The 23,183-nt window shown below is 55.9% G+C and carries 19 protein-coding genes; 1 reads left to right on the top strand and 18 read right to left on the bottom strand.

Going from position 1 to position 23,183, the window contains the following annotated elements; translation table 11 throughout:
• The 10 genes from AC06ND_RS03310 to AC06ND_RS03265 form a co-directional block, all read right to left on the bottom strand.
• The coding region (locus AC06ND_RS03310) for a beta-ketoacyl-[acyl-carrier-protein] synthase family protein (protein WP_475677574.1) at positions 1 to 999 on the bottom strand (999 nt) is incomplete at its 3' end.
• Positions 999 to 1,256 (bottom strand): phosphopantetheine-binding protein, encoded by a 258-nt coding sequence (locus tag AC06ND_RS03305; protein WP_475677573.1) that lies wholly within the window; start codon positions 1,254 to 1,256, stop codon positions 999 to 1,001. The genes AC06ND_RS03305 and AC06ND_RS03310, both read right to left, overlap by 1 nt.
• 1 nt (position 1,257) lies before the next feature.
• The gene (locus AC06ND_RS03300; protein ID WP_475677572.1) at positions 1,258 to 2,940 is read right to left on the bottom strand and encodes a beta-ketoacyl-[acyl-carrier-protein] synthase family protein; all 1,683 of its coding nucleotides are present in this window, start codon (positions 2,938 to 2,940) and stop codon (positions 1,258 to 1,260) included.
• On the bottom strand, positions 2,937 to 3,359 hold the full coding sequence (locus tag AC06ND_RS03295; RefSeq protein WP_475677571.1) for a hotdog family protein: 423 nt from the start codon (positions 3,357 to 3,359) through the stop codon (positions 2,937 to 2,939). The genes AC06ND_RS03300 and AC06ND_RS03295 overlap by 4 nt, the downstream gene beginning before the upstream one ends.
• Positions 3,349 to 4,248 carry an LpxL/LpxP family acyltransferase gene (locus AC06ND_RS03290; RefSeq protein ID WP_475677570.1) on the bottom strand — a complete coding sequence of 300 codons (900 nt, stop codon included), beginning with the start codon at positions 4,246 to 4,248 and terminating at the stop codon, positions 3,349 to 3,351. The genes AC06ND_RS03295 and AC06ND_RS03290 overlap by 11 nt, the downstream gene beginning before the upstream one ends.
• A gap of 6 nt (positions 4,249 to 4,254) precedes the next feature.
• A complete protein-coding gene (locus AC06ND_RS03285; protein ID WP_475677569.1) occupies positions 4,255 to 4,497 on the bottom strand; it encodes an acyl carrier protein in 243 nt (80 codons plus the stop codon).
• 4 nt (positions 4,498 to 4,501) lie between these two features.
• Entirely contained in the window at positions 4,502 to 5,602 is a 1,101-nt protein-coding gene (locus AC06ND_RS03280; RefSeq protein ID WP_475677568.1) for a FlxJ family methyltransferase, read from the bottom strand.
• A gap of 28 nt (positions 5,603 to 5,630) precedes the next feature.
• A complete protein-coding gene (locus AC06ND_RS03275; protein WP_475677567.1) occupies positions 5,631 to 8,159 on the bottom strand; it encodes a YfhO family protein in 2,529 nt (842 codons plus the stop codon).
• Positions 8,156 to 9,451 (bottom strand): glycosyltransferase, encoded by a 1,296-nt coding sequence (locus tag AC06ND_RS03270; RefSeq protein ID WP_475677566.1) that lies wholly within the window; start codon positions 9,449 to 9,451, stop codon positions 8,156 to 8,158. The genes AC06ND_RS03275 and AC06ND_RS03270 overlap by 4 nt, the downstream gene beginning before the upstream one ends.
• Positions 9,452 to 9,511: 60 nt before the next feature.
• Entirely contained in the window at positions 9,512 to 11,848 is a 2,337-nt protein-coding gene (locus AC06ND_RS03265) for an ATP-binding protein (RefSeq protein WP_475677565.1), read from the bottom strand.
• A 104-nt stretch (positions 11,849 to 11,952) separates the two neighbouring features.
• Between AC06ND_RS03265 and mutS the strand changes: the two genes are divergently transcribed.
• Complete coding sequence (gene mutS, locus AC06ND_RS03260; RefSeq protein WP_475677564.1) at positions 11,953 to 14,625, top strand: DNA mismatch repair protein MutS; 2,673 nt, start codon at positions 11,953 to 11,955, stop codon at positions 14,623 to 14,625.
• A 39-nt stretch (positions 14,626 to 14,664) separates the two neighbouring features.
• Here the strand turns inward: mutS and AC06ND_RS03255 are convergent, their stop codons facing one another.
• From AC06ND_RS03255 to AC06ND_RS03220, 8 genes are all read right to left on the bottom strand, one after another.
• Positions 14,665 to 16,053, bottom strand: coding sequence for a sodium-dependent transporter (locus tag AC06ND_RS03255; RefSeq protein ID WP_475677563.1), 1,389 nt, complete (start codon positions 16,051 to 16,053; stop codon positions 14,665 to 14,667).
• A gap of 3 nt (positions 16,054 to 16,056) precedes the next feature.
• Positions 16,057 to 17,367: a sodium-dependent transporter gene (locus tag AC06ND_RS03250; protein WP_475677562.1), complete on the bottom strand. Its 1,311-nt coding sequence runs from the start codon at positions 17,365 to 17,367 to the stop codon at positions 16,057 to 16,059.
• Positions 17,368 to 17,371: 4 nt separating this feature from the next.
• Complete coding sequence (locus tag AC06ND_RS03245) at positions 17,372 to 18,682, bottom strand: sodium-dependent transporter (protein ID WP_475677561.1); 1,311 nt, start codon at positions 18,680 to 18,682, stop codon at positions 17,372 to 17,374.
• Positions 18,640 to 19,191 (bottom strand): dihydrofolate reductase, encoded by a 552-nt coding sequence (locus tag AC06ND_RS03240; RefSeq protein WP_475677560.1) that lies wholly within the window; start codon positions 19,189 to 19,191, stop codon positions 18,640 to 18,642. Before AC06ND_RS03240 ends, AC06ND_RS03245 begins: the two co-directional genes overlap by 43 nt.
• Complete coding sequence (locus AC06ND_RS03235; protein WP_475677559.1) at positions 19,188 to 19,982, bottom strand: thymidylate synthase; 795 nt, start codon at positions 19,980 to 19,982, stop codon at positions 19,188 to 19,190. Before AC06ND_RS03235 ends, AC06ND_RS03240 begins: the two co-directional genes overlap by 4 nt.
• The gene (locus AC06ND_RS03230) at positions 19,982 to 21,043 is read right to left on the bottom strand and encodes an aldose epimerase family protein (protein WP_475677558.1); all 1,062 of its coding nucleotides are present in this window, start codon (positions 21,041 to 21,043) and stop codon (positions 19,982 to 19,984) included. Before AC06ND_RS03230 ends, AC06ND_RS03235 begins: the two co-directional genes overlap by 1 nt.
• 11 nt (positions 21,044 to 21,054) lie before the next feature.
• On the bottom strand, positions 21,055 to 22,026 hold the full coding sequence (locus AC06ND_RS03225) for a DUF5106 domain-containing protein (RefSeq protein ID WP_475677557.1): 972 nt from the start codon (positions 22,024 to 22,026) through the stop codon (positions 21,055 to 21,057).
• The coding region (locus AC06ND_RS03220) for a Na/Pi cotransporter family protein (RefSeq protein WP_475677556.1) at positions 22,027 to 23,183 on the bottom strand (1,157 nt) is incomplete at its 5' end.

Raw genomic sequence — 23,183 nt, 5'->3', positions numbered from 1 at the left:
GGCACTGGTCGTGTGCCCTGTGAAGGACTTGGTCGAGGAAACCGGCGGTATGTCGTCGCCGAACACGCGCATCATCGCAGCGCTCTCGCTGGCGTCGTTGTTCGGGGTTCCTGTGCCGTGGGCATTGATGTAGTCCACGTCCGACGGTTGGATTCCACCCATTCGGAGTGCCTTGCCCATCGCGAGATATGCGCCCTCTCCGTCAGCGGACGACGCGGTCTGGTGGAAGGCATCGCAGGCATTTCCATAGCCGGAAAGTACGGCTATCGGCTTGATTCCCCTGCGTCTTGCCGACTCCTCGCTTTCGAGTATGAGGAAGGCGGCACCTTCTCCGAGATTGAGTCCTGCCCTGCTCGCGTCGAAAGGACGGCACTGCTCGCGGTCGAGTATCATCAGGGTGTTGAAGCCGTTCACATGGAAGCTCGAAAGACACTCGCTGCCTCCCACAGCCACGATCTCTGCCCGGCCACTCAGTATCAGCCTTGCGCCGAGTATCACCGCGTTCGCTGCCGAAGAGCAGGCGGTAGAAAGGGTCGTGGTGAGCTTGAAAGCTCCGAAATAGTCCGCCATCGCGTCCGTGGTGGTGCCGCAGTCATGGGCAGATATGTACTCGGAATGCTCGGCGGAATCGGGATTGATGAAGTCGCGATAGTATTTCTCGCTGCTGTCCATTCCTCCTACCGTGGTGCCTCCCACGAGGGCTGCGTCAGAGAGGTCCTCGCTGCAGAGTCCGGCCTGTGCCAATGCTTCCTTGAGGGCCATGATGCCCATCAGTGAGGTTCTGGTTATGACCTTGTCCTGCGCGATTCCCAGCATCTGCTTCATCTGGCCGTTGGTCAGCTTCACCTCTCCGACAGGGAACTCTGTCCTGTCGGTCTCGAGATAGCTCACCTTATCGACTCCCGTCTTCCCCGCACGCAGGGATTCCAGGGTCTGAGCCTTGTCCAGACCTATGGCCGAAACCACTCCGGCACCGCTTATGAGGATACGTCGCTGCATTATTTCTTCCTGTTCTCGGCGATGTATGCGGCCATCACGTTGACCGACTTGAAGATCGCCTTGCCCTCTGCAGGATTGGCGAGCTTGATGCCGTACTGCTTCTCGAGGAGCATGATGAGCTCGAGAGCGTCGATTGAGTCAAGACCGAGTCCTTCTCCGAAGAGAGGAGCGTCGTTCTCTATCTCGTCTGGGGTCATGCCCTCAAGGTTGAGGGCCTCGATGATCTGGAGCTTAAGATTGTTGATCAGTTCTTCCATCTTATTGTAAATTCTTGTTTTCTATCAATGATATCTCTGCTTCGAAGCAATCATCGGCGGAACACTCCACCCAACCGCAGATCGCGGAACGGGTGACTCCGTCCATGAAGGCTTCCCTTATTATTCTGTCCATCTGCGCACGGTCCCTAGTACCGAGCACATGGAACGAGGATTCTCCCTTGAACCTGTTCCTTATCGCAATCTCGCCGGTGACGATGTTCGCGAGGGTATATACGAAGAGCGCCGGGCTCGGGAACCATCCCTCCGGATCGGAGATGGTCTGCTGGAAGTGGCGGTCGTTGCACAGCGGTCCGCTGGTGTTGAAGAGCACCACTGCCCTGTCCTCCCTGAGCTCTGTCCTGTCTTCTCCCTTGAGCAGAAGTTCCGTCGCGAGGAAGCCCAGCTTGCTGAGGCTATCCATCTTGAAGAACTTGGGATAGTCTCCCACCTGCTGCTTGTACAGAGCGACGAGATCGCTGTCCTGGGAGCTCAGGCGCACTGTCTTCACCGTTTCGAGCACGGGTTCTGCCGGAACACGGCCGCGGTTACCCTCGCCCTTTCGGAAAAGAGCCGCAGCGTTGCATCCGCCGAAGCCCGAAAGAAGCTTCACGAAAGCCTTCTTCCCAGTCGTACGGTTCTCCGCGCTCACATTCACCGGACGCGAGGTTCCGCACTCCGAATATCCCTTGGTAGCAAGGACGGTGCCGTCCTCGCAGGCATGGATGGAAAGTATGGACTCAAGCACTCCGGCCGCGCCCATGGTATGTCCATAGATGCCTTTCAGCGCGTTGACCGGCATGTCCGAAAGGCCTGCCCGTTCAAGTGCTATTGACTCCATCTCGTCATTGTATACGGTCGCTGTGCCGTGCACGTTGACGAATGCGAGTTCGTCCTTGTCCGCAGCCTCGAGCACATATCTGAGGGCATTGTAGCTACCCTCTCCAGTCCTCGACGGTCCGGAAATATGGTTTGCGTCATTCCTTACGGCGCCTCTTACCACTTCCCACTGGTCTTCACCAACCTTCTCGCTGGCGCCAAGCACCATCGTGGCCGCAGCCTCTCCGGCATTGAGACCGGACCTGGCGGCATCGAACGGCTTGCAGTGGCTGTCCGAGAGAGCCTTGAGGCAGAGGAAACCGGAGATGATGAAGCTCGACTGAACTTCCGCACCTACCACGACGACATGGTCATAGCTGCCGTCCTCTATCATCCTGCCCGCCTGAATGAGCGCGCATACGCCTGAGATGCAGGCATTGGATACGACCTCAACAGGGTTTGGATTTCCGAAGAACTCCCCCAAGAGGCTCGCCGATGAGCCGAGCAGCACCTTGCTCTGGTCGGCGTCCTTATCCGCGAGCAGATCGACGTTGCCCTTGATGGTCGAAAGCACGAAAGCCGTCCTCGGGGAACGGGGATCCACTCCGCTGCCCTCCAGGGCAAGCTTTGCCGAGAGCAGGCATATAGTGTCGAAGAAGCTCAGTCCGGACGGGATGCCGCACTGCGCCGCCTTTGCCATCACGAGTTCCCGCTCGAAGAGGGACGCCGCGAAAGGCTGAGGGACGCCGAAGGTGCCGTCGTGACGCCTGATCGCGCTCTCGCCGGCCTTCACCGCAGCGTAGTTCGCCTCCGAGCTGAAGCCCAGCGGCGAGACTATGTTGTCCGCTATCCTGACAGTCCTTCTCATTCTACCTCAACGGTCTTCAATGTTGCTTCCGCTATCTTCTCGTCTCCGACGCAGACCGTAGCCTGCACCATCGAGATCGAGAATATCTCCTGCTTGAGTTCCACCTTGGTGACCATGGTCTCGCCCAAGCGAGGACATCTGTATATCTTCAGTCCCTTGACGCTTCCGATGAAGCCCACGTTCACGTTAAGCTTCTTGATGAACTTATTGATGTAGCCTACTCTCGCAGCGCTGGACTGGGCCATCACCTCCACGAGCCCGGCGGCACGCATCTGCCCCTGCTCGAGGAAGACACAGTCCTCCTTCACCGTGTACTCAGTCACGATGTCGGGGTCCTCGTAGCTCAGCATCCGGTCCACAAAGCAGAACGGAGGTCGCTGAGGAAGCACTTCGAGTATGTCTATCTCATCAATTCTCATCTTCCTTCCAGAAGTCAAAATAATTGAACCATTGGTATGGGAACTGACCCATCACCTTCTCCAGCTCTGCGGCGAATCCTGATGCCATGCGCTGTATCTTCCCGACCTTCCCTTCGGCATCCCCCCAACCAAGCTCACGCAGGATGACGCGATAGCTCCTCGATCCGGTCTTCATGACGAAGGCCGCGAGCGCCGGCACGTTCCTCTGGACGGCGAGGGCGAAAGGGCCCATGGGGAAATCTGCATCCTTGCCCATGAATGAGCATCTGACAGACTTCTGCGACCCGAAAATCCTGTCCCCTGGCATGCTGACTATCTCTCCGTCGGAAAGTGCGCAGCTGAGGGCGAAGATATGGGACATGTCCTCGGTCATGGGAATCATCGAGATGGAATTGCTTCCGAACATGATGTTCCTGTTCTTCATGACGGTCTCGGTCTCGCCGGCGAATACCAGCGCGTTGAACTTGCGTCCTCCGGTCGGGAGCGAGTATCCGGCAAGCTCATAGTTGCCCACATGGGAGCTGACCATCATGAATCCCGAGTCTCCTGCGGCAAGGGCGTCGAACTTCTCCTTTCCGTCGAAGACGAAGCGGAAGGTCTTGCCCGCGTACATCGCGAAGCGGTCGAGTATGACCTGACCGAACACGAAGTGGTTGCGGTACACTCCCGCAAAGGCCTTGAGCGGTCCGAAGTCGAAACGTCTCCTGAACCAATGGTATGAACTCAGGTAACCCTGGCGGTTGAAGATCATGTAGAAGAGTATCACTACGCCCATCACGGCATAGAGAATCTCGACCGGAACGACCTTGAAGAGGACTACGAGCGTCTTCTGCATCCATGTGGTTCCGCCCGTGGTACCCTTCCACTGGCTATGATCAAGCTCCGCCACCGCTGGTTACGCGAGCTTCTCGGCGATGAATGCGCAGAACTGTCCGAAGGTCTTCACGACCTTGAAGTCCTCGTTCTTCATCTTGATTCCGAATGTCTGCTCGACGAGGACCACGACGTCCACAACCTCGAGGCTGTCGATGCCCATGTCCTCCTTGAGCCTTGAATCATCGTAGATCTTGTCTTCGTCGATCTCGAGTTCGTCGATGAGGAAGGCCCTCACCTTTGCTTCAATTTCCTTGATATCCATAATTCTAATACTGTTTGCAAACCATTATGCTGTGTCCTCCAGGGCCGAGGTCGTCGTAGATATTCTCGACGACGAGTCCGGCCTTCTCAGCCAGACGAGCCATATCCTCGGAGTGATACATCTTGCTGTTTCCATTGGCCAGCGCAGTGAAGTAGAGGCTGGTCATGGTGAGACAGAACGCAGCCGTCTCAAACTTCTGCCTGTCCCAGAAGGTCTCCATTATGCAGAGTCTCGTGTTCGCTCCCATGGACGCCTTCGCACGCGAGAGTATGCTGACGATCTCGTCCTCTCCGAAGCAGTCCAGGAACTGGCTCATCCATATCACGTCGTATTCCCTGTCGGTAGGGAAACTCTGGCTGCGGTCCAAAAGGTTCATTCCGTAGCCGTGTATCCTGTCCGCGCCCTTCTTTCCTTCAACGTTCTTCCTCATGAGTCCGAGCTGCTGAGGAAGATCCACGATGGTCACGTTCACGTTCTCGTCACGATCCACGCAGCGCAGTGCCCACTTGCCTGTGTTTCCGCCCACGTCAAGGAGATTGTCGACCTTGCCGGAGAAGATAACGTCGAGGGCCGCGTCAAAGGAGTGGTCCGAATAGAAGTGGTCGAATCCGAACCAGCTCTTCTGCACCTGCTCAGGGAGAGAAGAAAGGCCCTCGTAGATGGTCGGCCAGCTACCGAAATGCTCCAAGCCGGCAGGACGTCCCTCGAGCAGGGATTCCTCAAGCCTGAACCATCCTTCGTAGTTCACGTCGTGGTTGAATTCCATGTTGACCCTGGTCATCTCGCTGGTCGCGAGGAACCATCCGGCCTTGGAAAGGGTGAATCTTTCGCTGTCCTTGTCCACGAGGACGGTTCCTATCGAGAGCGAACCCTCGAGAAGCACCTTGACGGCGTAGTCCGACAGGCCCGTCGCCTGAGCTACCTGCGCCATGGTCAAGCCTCCCTCGCTGTCGCGAAGAAGGTCGAGGATGCCGAACTTCAGCATGAGCCGGCTGGTCTGGAACACGATAGGGCCGAATGCTATGTACTCGGCAAGTCGCTGTGCCTCCTTTGCGGAAAGCTGTTCCTTCGTATATGCCTTTTCAAGCGCTGGTGAAAGATTCATCTGAATGCAGTTAAATATACAAAGTTAACTATTGTTCGTCTCTTTTACAAGCGGCCACCGGGGCCGCCAGAGAGGCCAGGAGCACGAGGAGAAGCAGGATAGAGCTTGCCCTCGAGATGTTCTCTCCCCTCTTGTATGACTGAGGTTCGAACCTCATCACGATCTCGCCTTCGCCGGCAGGAACCATTGCTGCGCGCAGGGTCCAGTCTGCACGGAAAAGCTCGACCTGGTCGGAAACCCAGCCCGGATAGTACACCTCGCTGAAGACCGCCACCCTAGGGACGCTGGTCCTGTAGGCATAGTGGAGCTCGTTCGCCGCGTAGCTCACAAGGCGGATCTCGTCAGCATCGTAGATGTCCCAGCCACTCTCGGGAACCTCAACGGCGTCCTCTTTCCTGACTATGGCGGTGGACCTGAGGTCGACTGCCCCGAGAAGGGTCAGCTCCTCGTCGGCATTGTCCGCGAGGATGAGTCCGTCCACGAACCAGCAGTTGCCGTAAGCGTGGCTGTTGACTACCGGTGGCACGTCATCCTGAAGCACGACATACTTTGTGTTGAGCATGTTCAGCACCGGAGTCTGAGGGAAGTTCTCGGTGACACCGGATACTGTCTGGGTCTCATTCGCAACCTTCACGATAGCATTCATTTCCCTGGTGATATAGTGGTCGATGAGGTCCTGATAACGCTGCATCTTCGCAGGGCTGTAACCGCCTATGGTCTTGTGCCAGTATGAAGGGTGAGAGTCGTTGAAGGTGTTCACGCTCATGTCGAGCACCCTGTAGTCAGGATCGTCATCCTCGAGTATCATCTGGTCCACTACGCGCGCCTCGAACTGGCTGGAGAAGTCCTTAGGGCTGATGAAATGATCTGAGTTGAGATATCTCTTGCCTGTGACGAAGAGATCTGCGAACACGAGCAGGCAGATGACTGCTGCCGCGGTGGTCACGCGTTTTCCACGAGTCTCGTCCTTAGCCATGCAAGCCCATGCGATCAGGCCGGCAGCGACGAGGATGAGCACGAGAGAAATGAGGGCATCATGGCGCAGAAGCGCGACACGGTCTGCCTGGATAGCATCAACGAGCTGCTCAGGAAGCTGAGCGTCCGCAGCTGACACGAAGTCTCCCGCAAGTGAAGGGATGAGAAGAGAAAGCGCACAGAATCCTGCCGTGACGACAAGCGAGACTATGCCGGCCTTCTTCACCTCAGCCCAGCTGTGCTCACCCTTGAGTATGCGGTCCAGTGCATAGAATCCCAGCAGAGGGATGGTCACCTGGAGCACGACAAGGGACATGGACACGGTCCTGAACTTATTGTACATCGGAAGTATGTCGAAGCAGAGCTTGGTGAACCACATCATGTGGTTGCCCCATCCCAGGAGCACGGCGAACACGGTCGCTGCGAGCATCCACCATTTCTCCTTGCCCTTGCAGAGGAAGAGGCCGAGGACGAAGAGGAAGACGGAGATTGCGCCCATGTACATAGGGCCCGCGGTGAATGGCTGAGGACCCCAGTAGAGAGGCATGGCCTTGAGCGTGTCCTTGAGATTCTTGCCGCTGTAGCCGTACTGCTTGAGCACCTTTGCGGTCTGCGAGTCGGCAGAGAGCTCGCCTGCAGACGCACCTCCATTGTAGTTCGCGATCATCAGGTTCGGAGTCTCTCCGATTCCGTATGACCATGCGGTCGCATAGTCGAGATCGAGTCCCTTGCTTCCCTTGGAGCCGTCAGACTGACCCAGTTCCGAGCCGCCGCGCATGGTGGCCTTCGAGTAATCGTAGGTCGGGATGAGCTTGTTCGCATTGGTCGCGATGCCAGCTATTCCCAGCACCAGAAGCAGGGCCGATGCGGAGAAGAAACGGACGAGCTTGTCCTTGAGCGCCTTCTTGTCCATGAGCACGGTCACGAACTCGGCGATGGCGGCCATTACTACACAGGCAGCGAGGTACCAGGTGATCTGCGGATGGTTCGCCTTGATCTGGAAGCTGAGCGCAAGTCCGAAGAGCGCGCTGCCAGGAAGCACCTTCCAGAGCCAGCCTTTCTTCTCGTCGGAAAGGGCGCTGCGATAGGTATATATCATGGCCGCGAGCACCCAAGGGAAGAAGGCTATCGCCTGCATCTTGGTATTGTGCCCGACCTGGATGATCTGGAAATTGTATGAGCAGAACGCCACCGCTATTGCTCCTCCGACCGCAAGGAAACGGTTGATGCCCAGCGAGAGCATCAGCAGGAAGGCTCCGAGCAGGGCGACGAAGATATAGGTCGCCGGTCTCTTACCCAGAAGCAGGAACTTGTAGAGAGGATTGGTGAGGTCGCCTTCGAACTTATCGTACATGGTGACGGTCGGCATACCACCGAACATGGAGTTGGTCCAGTATGTAGGATCGTCCGGATGTGCGGCGTTGTGCTGGCTGATCTCGTGTGTCATTCCGGTCCATCCGGAGATGTCGGACTGGTTCACGATCTTGCCGCCAAGCACCTGCGGCACGAATGCGTAGGAGATCACGAGGAAGAAAACTACTATCCCCAGATACGTGAGGATCTGCTTGATCTGTCTGTTCATTTTGCGATTCTGTTCATTAGTTCGGCCATTCGGCGCGTAAGGGAGCGGCGGGAGTATGCGGATACATCCCTGCCGTCATAGAGAGTCCTTCCCTGTCGGAAGGCATCCCAGTGTCTGTCGACGAAGGCTTTCATGGCTGCCTTGTCGTTCCAGTCGGCGGTCTCGCCTGTATTCGTGTCTGCGACTATCCTGGCCATGGCTCCGTCCGGCTGTCCAATGCCGAGGATAGGCCTGCGCGCAGCAAGGTATTCGAAAAGCTTGCCCGGAAGGACAGCCCTGTATTCCGGCTCCTTCCTGAGGGGAAGCATAAGTATGGTAGCTCTCGCCTGCTCCTCGACAGCCATCTTGTGAGGCTGGTAGCCAAGGTTCACGAGCTTGTCCCCGAGGCCCGCTGCGTCGATGGAGGCAAGTACGACGGCATCGGTCTTTCCGACCAGTCTTATCCTCAGCCTGTCGGCAAAGTACTCGTCGGCAGCAGCCTTCTCCGCCAGAACCTCCCAGAGCTTTTCCGGGATTCCGTCGGCTGCGAAGAGTCCCGTGTGGGTAATGTTGAAGAATCCGTCCGGCTCGACCTCGACTGCATCGTTCCCGTCATAGCCGTTGGTAATCAGTTCGACAGGGGTCCTTGTCATCGAGACGAACTCATCACGCACGAGCGGAGACACGGCCACCACGACTGTGGCGTCGTCCAGCACCTTGCTTTCCAGCTTACGGTGCCTGCGGGCCGAGAACGCGGTCAGACCGAGATGCTTGAAGTAGAACATCTTCGTCCATGGATCACGAAAGTCCGCTATCCAAGGAGTGCCGGTTGCAAGCGCAAGCTTTCTCGCGATCAGATGCATAGAATGAGGAGGACCGGTGCTGACGATAACGTCTACAGGATGCTCCTTGAGATAGTTCTTCAGATATCTCACCGACGGGCCGATCCAGAAACAGCGTGGATCAGGAATGAAGAAATTGCCTCTGACGAAGAGGGCCAGCTTCTGACCGAGACTCTTCTTCCCGGCGTTGATGGGATTGACCTCACCCTTCTGGGCGCCTCCCTTCTTGCCGCTGAGCTTGCGGTAGATCTCGTACGGCTCGAATATAGGCCGCTTGATCACCTCGACTTCGGAAGGAATCTCCGACGCAAGGCTCTCATCCACCGTTATCATCTCCGGATTCGACGGCGTATAGACCACCGGCTGCCATCCTTCAGACGGCAGATATCGGGAGAATTTCACCCATCTCTGGACTCCCGAGCCACCAGTCGGCGGCCAATAATACGATATGATGAGAACGCGCTTGTCCATAAAGCGTCAAAGATACGAAAAATCTGTGAGAAGGAGAACGCGAAAATCGGCTGTCGACCGTCAGAAAGAAGAAGGATTCTGAGGATCGAGAGGAAGGTTGAGGAAGAACCTGGCACCGCCGGTGTAGGACTTGTCGAGGCCGATCTCGCCGCCAAGACGCTCTGCGATATCACGGCATATATTCAGGCCGAGGCCCGAACCCGGCTTGAACTGGTCGAGCTTCGAGAAACGCTCGAATATGATTTCGGACTTCTCTTCCGGCACGCCGCATCCTGTGTCAGTGACGGAGAAGGTGACCTTCCCCGGGATGTTCTTATCCGTGCAGCGGAGAACTATGCTGCCGCTGACGGTATTCTTGCATGCGTTCGTCAGGAAGTTGATGAGCACCTGCTGTACTCGCCTGTAGTCGGTGACTATGGTGTAGTCATCGTCCAGCTCCGACTCCACGTACATCTGTACTCCAGGGTGAGCCCTCGTTATGGTGGTGTTGACCGCAGCCTGACAGATGCTGTTGCAACGGGCAGGAGCCATCGTCACGCTGTAGTTGCCTGAGTCAATGTCACCCATGTCGAGTATGTCGTTGATCAGCATGGTGAGGAGATCGGAATTTGCCGTGATGTAGCTCGAATATTCCTGCTTCTCCTGCTCCGAGATCATGCCGTCAGGCAGACCGAGCAGCTGGGAGAAGCCGACGATGGCATTCAGCGGAGTACGGACTTCGTGACTCATGTTCTGCACGAACCTGGTCTTCACCTTCTCCGACTTCTCCGCCGCGTCCTTCGCCTCTCGCAACATCGCATTCGTAGCCTCGAGCTGCTTACGGTACTTGATCACGTCTGTCGTATTGAGGCTGATGATCTGGATGGTGTCAGTCCCGTCGAAGATGATGATGGTCTCGTAGTGACGGTCGAATTCGACAAGGTGGAAGTTGAATCGGACGTATGGAAGATTCTCGTCGATACCCTTGTTGATCTGTCCGAGCAGTACGGGGCTTGATTCCGGATACGATTCCACGATGGTCTTCGTGCCAATCACATAGTCATTGTTCAGGAAAGACCTCTTCAGCATCTTGTTGACCTCGAAGGTCACGTAGTCGCATACCTTGCCGTCCGGACCGTAGATGAGCCTTGCCTTCGAATATCCGAAAGGAGCATTCTCGACAAGGGCAAAATAACGCTTCGAGCGTTCCAGCTGGCGATTCTGCAGCTTCACGACCTCCCTATGATGCTTGATGATGAAGAATATCAGGATGACTGCCGCAAAAAGGATGACACCGGCCATATAGAGCACGAAATGGAGGACCAGGATATCGTGATCCTTGTTGTTCAGGTCGACCAGGTCCGTCATCTCCTTGTCCATCTGCTCCATGTCTTCGAGGAACATGGCCTCCCTCATGTCCTTGAGATAATCCGAGCACCTTTCCTGACACTCGAAAGCGCTCTTCCAATCACCTTTCTGCTTATAGACCTCCGACTTCGCCGAATAGATGTCTCCGTCATCGGCCAACTGATCGGCAAGTTCCATCGCCTTGTCGTACTCTCCATCTATCGCATAGAGCAGTATCTGCAGCCATGCACAGTAGTAATCGTACGAGACTGACGTACTGCTTTCCTTGGCGAGATAGGCTTCAGCGTTGCGGACGAAGTTGTCATAATCCTGCATATAGTAACAGCTGAGCGCACGGCAAGCCTCGATGTCGTAGTCGAAATCCCCGCAGGCATCATGCAGGTCGCAGTATTCCAATGCCTTCTCGTATTCCTTCGCCTCGAAGCAATTGAACGCTATGAGAGAATAGAGCTGAGCCTTGGAGGCCTCGTAGGACTCGGACTTGCTGTCCAGGTAGTGCAGAGCCTTGAGAAAATATGTCGTAGACTTCGCATAATCGCCGTAGCTGGCATATAGCGTTCCGAGCGCATAGTGTCCCATATGAAGACCTTCCGCATTACCCTGACGCTCCGCCTCGGAAACCAGCGCGGAAGCCATCTCTCGAGCCTTGCGGTTCTGGTTTGAATTCATATAGAATCCGACCACGTTCATCATCTCCGCAAAGAAGGACTTGGTGAAGCCAAGCTTCATTGCAAGGTCGCGGGTCTTTTCGCTGTAGAGGAAGAACGATGCAGAATCCTTAGCGTTGAATGCATAATGGCAGCGCAGCTGCGCCGCATAGAAATCATATTCCCTCTTGCCGGAAGAACGGCCCATCATGTCGAGGGTGTCGGCAAATTCGAGGACCCAGTCCTCGTTGTGATGTCTATATGCCTGGGAATAACGTTTCGAGATGGCTTCCGGCTCTCCGCTCCAGAAATCGGGATCCGAAGGAGCGGCAAGAACAGACACCGACATACACATAAGCACGACGGTGAAACACAGCATGAATATCGGTTTTATCCTGTTCATGTCGGAAATAGACATTGCAATTTAGCAGAACTTTTTCAAAGTCACGTCCTCGGAGGGGAAAAATATGGTGCTTTTTCGTAAATTTGGGCCTGCAAAAGCAAGACATGAAAGAAAAAGACAGCATAAAGGAGCCTTCTGTGAAGAAGGAGCAGCTCACCCCGATGATGAAGCAGTACTATGCCATGAAGGCAGAGTACCCCGAGGCCCTGCTCCTTTTCCGCTGCGGAGATTTCTACGAGACATACGGTGACGACGCCGTCACCGCGAGCAAGGTGCTGGGTATCACGCTGACCAAGAGGTCCAGCGTCGCAGCGTCCCAGACACTGATGGCAGGAGTACCATATCATGCCATCAACAGCTATCTGCCGAAACTCGTCCGCGCAGGCTACAAGGTCGCAATCTGCGACCAGCTCGAGGATCCTAAGCTGGCCAAGGGTATCGTAAAGAGAGGCGTCAGTGAACTTATCACCCCAGGTATAGCCTTTGACGACCAGATGCTCGAGCAGAAGGAGAACAACTTCCTCTGCGGACTCTGTTTCGAGAAGGAGAAGTGCGGTGCAGCCTTCCTCGATGTGTCGACCGGTCTGTTCCGGGTCGCAGAAGGTAGCCTCGACTACATAGGAACCCTTATTTCGTCATTTGCACCCAAGGAGATCGTCGTCGAGAGAGGCTACGAGAGAGGAACCAAGGAAAGGTTCGGAGAACGCCTCTATGTCACTTCGGTCGAGGAGTGGGCCTTCGTCTATGACTCTGCCGAGAAGAGGCTCTGCAAGCAGCTCGATGTCGAGTCGCTCAAGGGCTTCGCGATAGGAAGCTTCCCTCACGGAATATGCGCGGCAGGCGCTCTGCTCGTCTACCTCGAGCAGACCCAGCACGTGGGCCTCAAGAATATATGCAGCATCTCCAGGATAGATGCGGACAAGTTCGTGTGGATGGACAGGTTCACCTTCAGGAACCTCGAAGTCTTCGCCAGCGCATCAGGAAGCGACGGCGTCTCGCTCGTGGACGTGGTGGACAAGTGCCAGTCCCCTATGGGTGCCCGCATGCTCCGAAGCTGGCTCGCGATGCCGGTCATGGACATCGGCGAACTCAACTCAAGATATGACGTGGTGGACTATTTCAAGGGCGATTCCGAAGCCCTTGCCACCATACAGGAATACATCGGAAACCTCGGCGACCTCGAAAGAATACTCTCCAGGGCTGCCACAGGCAAGATTCTCCCTCGCGAGGTCATGCAGCTCGGAAGGGGCCTCGACCAGATCGGCCCTATAGTCGAGACCTGTGCGCAGGCAGGAGTGGAGCCCCTCAACAGAATGATCATGTCCCTGTCGGGATGCGACGATCTCCTTGAGACTATACATAGCACCATGCACCCTGATCCCGCTGCCAACGCGGACAAGGGCGACATCATCGGCAGCGGCGTCAATGCCGAGCTCGACGAGCTGCGCGGACTCTCGCGCAACGCGAAGGGCTATCTCACCGAGCTCCAGGAAAGGGAGACCGAGCGTACCGGCATTCCTGTCAAGATAGGATACAACAACGTCTTCGGATATTACATCGAGGTGAGGAACACCCACAAGGACAAGGTTCCGGAGGATTGGGTGCGCAAGCAGACCCTGGTCAACGCGGAACGCTACATCACCGAAGAGCTCAAGGAGTACGAGGCCAAGATTCTCGGTGCGGAAAGCCGCATCTATGAGCTCCAGGTGCAGATCTATGGTGAAGTGGTATCCCAGATCCAGCGCAACATACCTGCAATCCAGAAGAACTGCCAGGTACTCGCAAGGCTCGACGTGCTCTCCTCTTTCGGAGATCTCGCGACCAGCAACCGCTACTGCCGTCCTACCATGGACGAGAGCTATGTGCTCGACATCAAGGCCGGCCGTCACCCCGTGATCGAGACCCTGATGGCCGCAGGCGAGGAATATGTGCCTAACGACATCTACCTCGACAACGAGAAGCAGCAGGTGATGATACTCACCGGTCCGAACATGGCCGGTAAGTCCGCACTCCTGCGCCAGACCGCGCTCATCGTGCTCCTCGCCCAGATCGGATGCTTCGTCCCTGCGGACTCTGCAAGGATAGGATACTGCGACAAGATCTTCACCCGCGTCGGAGCCACCGACAACATCTCGCGCGGAGAGTCTACCTTCATGGTGGAGATGCTCGAGACTTCGATGATACTCCACAACATGTCAGCCCGCTCGCTCATACTCCTGGACGAGATCGGACGCGGCACCTCAACCTACGACGGTATGTCCATCGCCCGTGCGATAGTCGAGTTCATACATGAGAACGGGGTCGCGAAGACCCTCTTCGCGACGCACTACCATGAGCTCAACGACATGGAGACCATATACCCTCGCGTGAAGAACTTCCACATAGCCGTGAAGGAGATGGACAAGAAGGTCATCTTCCTGCGCAAGCTCAGGGAAGGTGGCGTAGAGAAGAGTTTCGGTATCCACGTGGCACGCCTTGCGGGCATGCCGAGGATGGTGCTCGATTCGGCCGAAGCCACCCTGGCGGCATTGGAGAAGGGCTCCGGACCTGTGATCACCGCCGTCGAGACCAACAGGAAACAGAAGAAGGTCAAGCCTCACAACACCAAGGAAGGCCACGTCGAGGCAGACGGATCGCTCCAGCTCTCATTCTTCCAGCTCGACGACCCTCTCTTGAGCAGCCTTCGCGACGACCTGAGCGCCGCGGACCTCAACAACATGACCCCGCTCCAGGCCTTCGACCTGCTGCGGGCAATGAAACAGAAGCTCGGCATCTAGAAAGACACCGGGCTTCGTATATTCCTTATCAGGCAGCTGCTAGTTGCCGAAAATACTTGAGAGAAATACTGCAAGGACTCCGATAGGAGCGATATAACGGATGAGAACGTAGATTACAGGGAACGCCTTCGCAAGTCCCTTGAGTTCTCCTCCGTCGGTAAGTTCGTCCATTATGTCGGACCTCTTCATCTTCCAGCCGGCGAAAAGCACCACGACGAAACCGGCGAGCGGCATGAGCCAGTTCGCTGTGACGTGGTCAAGCGCATCGAAGAACACCATGTCCTTGATCGTGAAGTCTGAGAGGACTCCGAACGAGAGCGAGCATACGAGGCCCACGACGTAGGTTATCACGAAGACTGTCACGCACGCAGCAGGACGCTTCATCCTGCCGGTCTCCACGAGCCACGACACAGGAACCTCGAAGAGAGACATCGCCGAAGTGAGGGCCGCGAGTATGACGGCAAAGAAGAAGAATATCGCCACCACGCTGCCCAGCGGCATCTGCGAGAACACGACAGGGAGGGTCTTGTAGACCAGTCCAGGGCCGTTTACCGCCATTTCCGGATTCGAGTACATTCCGTATGCGAACATCGCAGGGATGACGGCGCAACCGGCGATGACGGCGAAGATCAGGTCAAAGAGCGAGGTATATGCCGCCGTCTTGGCGAGGTTCTCCTTCTTCGGCAGATATGAACCGTAGGTAAGCATGATGCCCATTCCTATCGAGAGGGAGAAGAAGGCCTGCCCGAGAGCCGCCGCGAAGGTCGAAGGTCCGATCTTGCTGAAGTCTGGGACGAATAGATAGCGCACGCCCTCTGCAGCTGTCTGGCTGATGCCCGGCTGAGCAGGAATGCTCATGGCCCTGATCGCGAGAAGGAGCATGATCACGAAGAGCATAGGCATCATCACCTTGCTGAACTGCTCGATGCCTTTCTTCACTCCGAGGGCGATGATGACGCACACTGCGACAAGGAAGAAGATATGATATGCCACAGGAGCCCAAGGAGAGGACACGAATTCTCCGAACACGCTCGTTATCTCGAGCGCCGATCTCTCTGCCGTGAACTTCAGGGCGCAAGAGTCGATGAAATACTTGATCGTCCATCCTCCGATCACGGAGTAGTAGGACACGGTGATGGTTGGGATAAGCACGAAGAGGCTTCCGAAGTTCTTCCAGACCTTGCCGTCCTTGTCTATGGCACCGAGGCTACCGTACGCAGTCTTCTGGCTGCGCCTTCCGATAAGGATCTCGACGAGCAGGATAGGCATGCTCACGAGTATCATGCATGCGATGTAGATAAGGATGAACGCGCCGCCGCCATACTCGCCGAGCATGTACGGGAAGCGCCATATATTGCCCAGGCCCACCGCAGATCCGGCGAGCACAAGGAGGGAACCCAGAGTACTTGAAAATTTCTCTCTTGCCATTTTCTAGAGGAATAACTGTGAGACGAAGACCGCAAGGACGCCTACCGGAGCGATATAGCGGATGAGGAAGCGGAGCACGAGGGCGAAGCGCTCACCCACGGAGTAGCTGCCCTTGCTCGAAAGCTCGTCAAGGAAATCGGACTTCTTCATGATCCAGCCCACCACGATGACCGCGACAACTCCGCCGAGAGGCATGAGCCAGTTCGCGCAGAGTCCGTCGAGGAAACCGAGCACGCCGCCGCGTAACGCACAGAGCGATCCGAGAAGAAGGGCGAAGCCGAAGACGATGACGCCGGCACCCTTTCTGGACATCTTGTGCTCGTCCACGAGATACGCCACCGGCACCTCGAACTGCGAAATGGATGAGGTGACGGCCGCCAGGATGAGGGCGAAGAAGAAGAACGAACCTATCAGAGCACCGAAAGGCATCTGAGGGAACACGTCCGGAAGTATGTTGAACACCAGAGCCGAGTCGGTGTTGTTCGAAAGCACTGTGGCAGGGTCGTCCTTGAGTGCGAACACCGCTGGGATGACTGCGCATCCGGCGATGATGGCGAACAGGAGATCCACTATCGCTATCTGTCCCGCCGTCCTGGTGAGATTGTCCTTAGGATTGATGTACGAGCCATAGGTCATGATAGAGCCACCTCCGAGCGAAAGCGAGAAGAAGGCCTGGCCGAGGGCAGCGAGACAGGTATGGACGGTGACCTTGCTGAAATCAGGACGGAAGAGGAAGGACACGCCGTCGGCAGCCGTCGAGACAGCGCCCGCACGGGCAGGAAGGGTCATGGAGCGGATCGCTATGAATATCACTATCACGAAGAGCAGGGGCATCATCACCTTGCTGAACCTTTCTATGCCTTTCTGCACTCCGGCCATCACGATCAGACCGGTAAGGGAGAGGAAAACCGCCATCCACACCACGCTCATCCATGCTCCGGTAGGAAGCGCCACGCCGAGCGAACGGACGAAGAACTCGACCGTGATACCGCCGATGACGCAGTAATAGGACAGGATGAGGGTCGGGATGATGGTATATATGATACCCGCATGACGGAACACCTTGCTGTCTGGAGCGAGGGTGCGGAAAGCACCGTATGACGAGCTCTGCGTACGCCTTCCTATGGTCAGCTCCGAGACCATGATAGGAAGACAGATGATGAAGATGAAGAACAGGTACAGCAGGATGAAGGCAGCACCGCCGTTGGTGCCGACCATGTACGGGAAACGCCAGATGTTGCCCAGTCCTACGGCAGAACCGGCAATCACCAAGAGCGATCCCAGGCTGCTGGAAAAGTTCTCTCTCTTCGCCATGGCGCTATGAGAACAGCTGGGTGAGGAACACGGTGAGGACACCCACCGGTGCGATGTAGCGGATGAGGAATCTCAGGGCAGCGACAGAACGCGGATTGAGATTGTATCGTCCTCCGCTCGAGAGCTCGTCCATGAGGTCTGCCTTCTTCATCATCCAGCCGACGAACACCACTGCGATCACTCCGCCGAGAGGCATGAGCCAGTTTGCGCAAAGTCCATCGAGGAATCCGAGCACCTGTCCGCGGAGAGCGCAGGCGGTGCCGATGAGCATGGCTATGACGAATACGATCAGTCCGGCCTTCTTCCTCGGAACATTATGCTCCTCGACGAGATATGCTACCGGCACCTCGTACTGCGAGAGCGATGAGGTGAGAGCCGCAAGGATGAGGGCGAAGAAGAAGAACGCGCCTATGAGCGCGCCGAGAGGCATCTGAGGGAAGACCTCAGGAAGTATGTTGAACACGAGCGCCGAATCGGTATTGTCGGCGAGCACGGTAGAAGGGTCGTTCTTGAGAGCGAACACCGCAGGGATGACTGCACAGCCGGCGATGATCGCGAAGATAAGGTCGAAGAGGGCGATCTGCGCAGAAGTCTTGACGAGATTGTCCTCCTTACGGATGTATGAGCCGTAGGTGATGAGCACTCCGGCTCCGATGGAGAGGGAGAAGAAAGCCTGTCCGAGGGCTGCGAGCACGGTGTGCGTGGTGACCTTGCTGAAGTCGGGACGGAAGAGGAACACAAGTCCGTCTGCGGCTGATGAGCCGGCACCGGGGCGTACAGGAAGGGTCATGGACCTGATTGCGATAAGGATCACGATGAGGAAGAGCACCGGCATCATGACCTTGCTGAAGCGCTCTATTCCTTTTTCCACGCCGGCGGTCACGATAAGACCGGTCGCGGCGAGGAAGACGAGCATCCATATCACGGCCGTGGCCGGTGTGGAAGTCACGCTGAATCCGAGAGCGCGGATGAAATACTCCACCGTCATTCCACCTATCACACAATAGTACGAGAGCACGATGGTCGGAATGAAGAGGTACAGGTAACCCGCATATTTCATGAGGGGATTGCCTGGAGCGAGGGTTCTCAAGGAACCGAATGCCGTCTTGCGGCTACGCCTTCCGATCACCAGCTTCGACACGAGCATCGGTAGGCAGATCAGGAGGACGAAGAAAAGGTAGATGAGGATGAAGGCGGCACCGCCGTTGGTACCGACCATGTATGGGAAGCGCCAGATGTTGCCCAGTCCGACCGCCGAACCGGCGATGACGACTAGAGTACCGAATCTGCTGCCGAATCCTTCTCTTTCTTGCATGTCTCTTCGTTTAAGTTCCTTTTATATATTACGAATTGGAAGTCATATCCTGTCTCAGGATCCTTCTTGACTTCCGACTCGGACTCGACTGTCCACTCGGACCAGTCCACGTCCGGAAAGAAAGTGTCAGCCTCGGGGATGTCGACCATCACTTTCGTGAGATAGAGCCTGTCGGTGCAGCCCAGTCCTGCCGCATAGAGCTGCCCGCCACCCATAAGGAAGCAGCGCTCCGCACCAGACTCCTCCGCAAGGGTGTAGGCCTCCTCGAGAGAAGAGACCACGCTTATCTTTGCGGGAGCCTCGGTCATGGTACGGGACACGACGATGTTCAGACGGCCTGGCAGGGCTCGTCCGATGGACTCGAATGTCCTTCGTCCCATGATCACGGGACAACCCATGGTCGACGACTTGAAGAACTTCAGATCCTCGCTGATGTGCCAGAGGAGCTGATTGTCCTTACCTATCGCACCATTGGAGGCGCATGCTACTATGAGGCATCTTTCCATCATACTGCTACCGGAGCTGAAATCTTTGGCCAAGGATCATACTCGGTGAGAGTGAAGTCCTCGTACCTGAATTCGAAGAGGTCCTTGACCTCTGGATTGATCTGCATCTTGGGAAGCGCCCTCGGCTCACGGGAGAGCTGAAGGTCTGCCTGCTCGGTGTGGTTCAGGTAGAGGTGCAGGTCGCCGAAGGTGTGTACGAACTCACCCGCCTGGAGACCGCATACCTGCGCCAGCATCATGGTCAGGAGCGCATATGATGCAATGTTGAACGGTACGCCGAGGAAGATGTCTGCCGACCTCTGATAGAGCTGGCATGAGAGTTTTCCGTCGGCCACATAGAACTGGAACATACAGTGGCAAGGAGGCAGGGCCATCTTGTCGACTTCGCCCGGATTCCATGCGCATACGAGGATGCGACGTGAGTCCGGATGGTTCTTGATGAGGTCTATGATGCCTGCGATCTGGTCCACGATCCTGCCGTCGGTGGTCTCCCATGACCTCCACTGCTTGCCGTATACGCTGCCCAGGTCGCCGTTCTCGTCCGCCCACTCATCCCAGATGTGGACGCCGTTGTCGACGAGATACTTGATGTTGGTGTCGCCCTTGAGGAACCACAGAAGCTCGTGGATCACGCCTTTGAGGAAGACCTTCTTCGTGGTGAGAAGAGGGAAACCCTCGCTGAGGTCGAACCTGATCTGACGTCCGAAGACGGAGCGCGTGCCGACACCTGTGCGGTCAGTCTTCACGGCTCCGTTCTCACGTACGTCTCTTAATAAATCAAGATACTGCTTCATTACTTCTTTACAGAGAATGCGTATACAGTAGCCTCCTGGTAAACCTCACCTGGCCTGAGCACTGTTGAAGGATACTCTGGCTGGTTAGGTGAATCAGGGAAGTGCTGGGTCTCCATTGCGACACCCTCGTAGTCATTGTAGCTGCGGCCACACTTACCTACCGGGCTTCCGCCTACGAAGTTACCAGTGTAGATCTGGATAGCAGGCTGGGTTGTAGCGATGTTGAGCTGACGACCGGTCTTCTCTGACCAGAGAGTAGCTGCGTCCTGGAGCTGACCAGGCTGTGCACCGTCGATGAGGAAGCAATGGTCGTAACCCTTACCGATCTTGAGCGGCTCGAAGTCGAAGTTGAGGATATCGTCACCGATTCTTCTTCCGTTCTGGAAGTCAAGCGGTGTGCCAGCGACTGGAGCTGGTGCTCCGAGAGGAATGAGACCTGTGTCTGTTGGAAGGAACTCTGAACAGTTGAGCTGGAGCATGTGGTCGAAGATATTGCCTTCGCCTGCGCCCTCTCCCTCGAGGTTGAAGTAAACGTGGTTCACGAGGTTTACGACGGTAGGAGCGTCGGTCTCACCCTTGAAAGTCATGGTAAGCTTGTTGTCCTCGCTCCACTCGTAGCGTGTAATGACTGTGAGGTTTCCAGGATATCCTTCCTCGCCGTCTGGTGAGAAATACTTGAACTCAACTGCAAAGCCGTCGATCTGGCTGTCCCAGACTCTCTCTGCATAGCCGGTAGGACCACCATGAAGGTGATTCTCGCCATTGTTGATGTTGAGGGTGTACTCCTTTCCGTCGAGGGTGAACTTACCCTTGGCGATACGGTTAGCGAAGCGGCCAGGAACCTTTCCTGAGAAAGGACCGTCACCATAATAGCTCTCTGCCTTAGGGTAGCCGAGGACTACGTCACCGAGAACACCGTCCTTGTCAGGTACGTTGATTGATACGATTGCTGCACCATAGCTGCTGAGCACCACGCTTGCGCCCTGGCCGTTAGTGATGGTGTACTTGTAGATGTCCTGTCCATTTGGGGCAACTGCCCATAGTTCTTTTTTGATTTCCATAGTTATGTGGCTTAAAGGTTGTCTATATAGTTAAACACTTTTTCTTCTGTTGCATCCTTCATGATGACTTTCTTGTCCTTGTCAAGAAGGTAGAGAGAGGGTATCGCCCTCACGTTGTAGAGGAGGTCGGTCCTGATCACGAAATCCGGATCATAGCCGTTGTACCACTCCTCGGGATAGTAAGGCATGTATTCACGCCAAGCCTGGATGTCCTCGTCTATGTAGACGTTGACCACCGCCAGCTTCCCGGACTCCATCAGATAGCCCACCTTGAGGCTCTTGCGGAGGTTCTCGATGATCTCCTTGCACGCATTGCAACCCGGGTTGCTGAAGAAAAGGAGAGTATTCTCGGCCTCTATCGAATAGAGATTCTTCGACTTTCCTTTCCTGTCGCAGAAACGGAAGTCAGCGGCCTTGCTGCCTACACGGTTCAGCGCACTGGTACGTGACTGGAACTCATACTGAGGCTTCTTGTCCATCGACACTGCCGAATCCTTGGACAAGGCATCGGCTAGCGGATTCCAGAGGTCCTCGTTCCTGAGCGGAGAGTTCGGGTCGTAGAGATATCTCTCGGCAACGGCGATGAAGCCGTCGAAAGCTTCGCTGCCTGCATCCGAGCGGAGACTCTCAAGCTTTTGGTAGAGCTTCCGGAGCTCGGCACACGCCTCGTCGAGCGAGAGGTGCTCCAGGGTGTAGACATAGTTGGAGAAAGCCTGCTCGAATTCGCCCTGCCCTATTCCTGCGATCATCAGAGAGTCGCTGGCCCATTCGTCGGCACCCTGGAAGAAATGGTCCCAGTAGTGTCCTGCGAAGTACTTAAGAGCATCCTGACCGCCATAGATTCCTGGCACCTCAACCTGACGGAACGGACGTGTCGCAGAAACGGCAACAGCCTCCGTCTTATCCGACGAAGACTGCATGTTGCCACAGGACACGGTCGCCACCAGGCCGGTGACTATCCCTATGATGGTCGAAAGTCTCATTTACTGACGCTTGGTTACCATCTTGAGCTTGGACTCAGATACGTTGATGATGAAGTCACCGATCTTCTCAAGCTCTGACACGAGGTCGATATAGTATACGCCTGAAGTGTAGTCGTAGTTGTCACCCTCGATGTTGTTGATGTGCTCCTCGCGGAGGTTGTTACGACACTCGTTGATGTTGCACTCTGCATCTACGGCATTGCTGATGGTGGTGAGATGCTTGTTCCTGAGGTTCTCTACCATCACCTGGTAAGCGACGTCTACGATGTCAAGCATACGGTTGAGCCTCTTGAGCATATCCTCGTCGAATACCTTCTTGTGTGCCCACTTTCTCTTGAGAAGACGTCCGATTGCATCTCCAGAATCTCCGAGAGACTCCATCTCGCCGATGATCTTGTACATGCTCTTGAGCTTCTCGGCAGACTCGTTCGAGATCTCGTCCCTGCTGATCTCGTTGAGGTACGAAGCGATCTCGAACTCCATCTTGTCAGTGATCTCCTCATACTTGTTAAGCTGCTTTGCATACTCCTCGAACTTGTCCGGATCCTGCTCGTTGACAGCCTCGCGGATGACGGCATAGCCCTCGTAGCAGACCTCTCCGAAGTGGACGATCTCCTGCTGAGCCTCGTTGATGGAGAGCTCTGGGATACCGACAGGACCGCCGTGGATGAACTTGAGCTTGAAGACCTCTTCCTCGCCCTGTGGAGAAGGTACGAGACGCTTCACGATCTTCTCGATGAGAGGAATGAACCAGATGAGGATGAGGGTATTGATCAGGTTGAAGAGGGTGTGGAGGGTTGCGACGCAGTAAGGAAGCGTTGCAGCGAGCTCCTCCTCGTGGCCATTGAAGTCGGTAGTCATAGGATTTGCGAATCCGAGAGCGTCGACGATGAGGCCGATGAGCTTGAGGAAAGGCTTGAAGAGGCAGAGCACCCAGATCACTCCGAACACGTTGAAGAGCATGTGGGCACGTGCGGTTCTCTTCGCAGAGACGTTTGCGACCGATGCTGCGATGTTTGAAGTGATGGTGGTACCGATGTTCTCACCGAGGACCATCGCAGCGGCCATCTCGAAAGGAATGACTCCGACTGAGACGAGGAGCATGGTGAGGGACATGGTCGCAGCCGAAGACTGGAGCATGAGGGTCATGCAGGCAC

This window comes from Candidatus Cryptobacteroides sp. (assembly GCF_056207615.1).
This window is presented reverse-complemented; position numbering and strand designations above follow the sequence as displayed.

Excerpts from the sequence above, each read along its gene's own strand:
- AC06ND_RS03285 (WP_475677569.1), bottom strand. The coding sequence starts at position 4,497 with ATGGATATCAAGGAAATTGAAGCAAAGGTGAGGGCCTTCCTCATCGAC.
- mutS (WP_475677564.1), top strand. The coding sequence starts at position 11,953 with ATGAAAGAAAAAGACAGCATAAAGGAGCCTTCTGTGAAGAAGGAGCAG.
- AC06ND_RS03235 (WP_475677559.1), bottom strand. The coding sequence starts at position 19,982 with ATGAAGCAGTATCTTGATTTATTAAGAGACGTACGTGAGAACGGAGCC.
- AC06ND_RS03255 (WP_475677563.1), bottom strand. The coding sequence starts at position 16,053 with ATGGCAAGAGAGAAATTTTCAAGTACTCTGGGTTCCCTCCTTGTGCTC.
- AC06ND_RS03305 (WP_475677573.1), bottom strand. The coding sequence starts at position 1,256 with ATGGAAGAACTGATCAACAATCTTAAGCTCCAGATCATCGAGGCCCTC.
- AC06ND_RS03270 (WP_475677566.1), bottom strand. The coding sequence starts at position 9,451 with ATGGACAAGCGCGTTCTCATCATATCGTATTATTGGCCGCCGACTGGT.
- AC06ND_RS03245 (WP_475677561.1), bottom strand. The coding sequence starts at position 18,682 with ATGCAAGAAAGAGAAGGATTCGGCAGCAGATTCGGTACTCTAGTCGTC.
- AC06ND_RS03275 (WP_475677567.1), bottom strand. The coding sequence starts at position 8,159 with ATGAACAGACAGATCAAGCAGATCCTCACGTATCTGGGGATAGTAGTT.
- AC06ND_RS03280 (WP_475677568.1), bottom strand. The coding sequence starts at position 5,602 with ATGAATCTTTCACCAGCGCTTGAAAAGGCATATACGAAGGAACAGCTT.
- AC06ND_RS03300 (WP_475677572.1), bottom strand. The coding sequence starts at position 2,940 with ATGAGAAGGACTGTCAGGATAGCGGACAACATAGTCTCGCCGCTGGGC.
- AC06ND_RS03295 (WP_475677571.1), bottom strand. The coding sequence starts at position 3,359 with ATGAGAATTGATGAGATAGACATACTCGAAGTGCTTCCTCAGCGACCT.
- AC06ND_RS03230 (WP_475677558.1), bottom strand. The coding sequence starts at position 21,043 with ATGGAAATCAAAAAAGAACTATGGGCAGTTGCCCCAAATGGACAGGAC.
- AC06ND_RS03240 (WP_475677560.1), bottom strand. The coding sequence starts at position 19,191 with ATGATGGAAAGATGCCTCATAGTAGCATGCGCCTCCAATGGTGCGATA.
- AC06ND_RS03250 (WP_475677562.1), bottom strand. The coding sequence starts at position 17,367 with ATGGCGAAGAGAGAGAACTTTTCCAGCAGCCTGGGATCGCTCTTGGTG.
- AC06ND_RS03265 (WP_475677565.1), bottom strand. The coding sequence starts at position 11,848 with ATGAACAGGATAAAACCGATATTCATGCTGTGTTTCACCGTCGTGCTT.
- AC06ND_RS03225 (WP_475677557.1), bottom strand. The coding sequence starts at position 22,026 with ATGAGACTTTCGACCATCATAGGGATAGTCACCGGCCTGGTGGCGACC.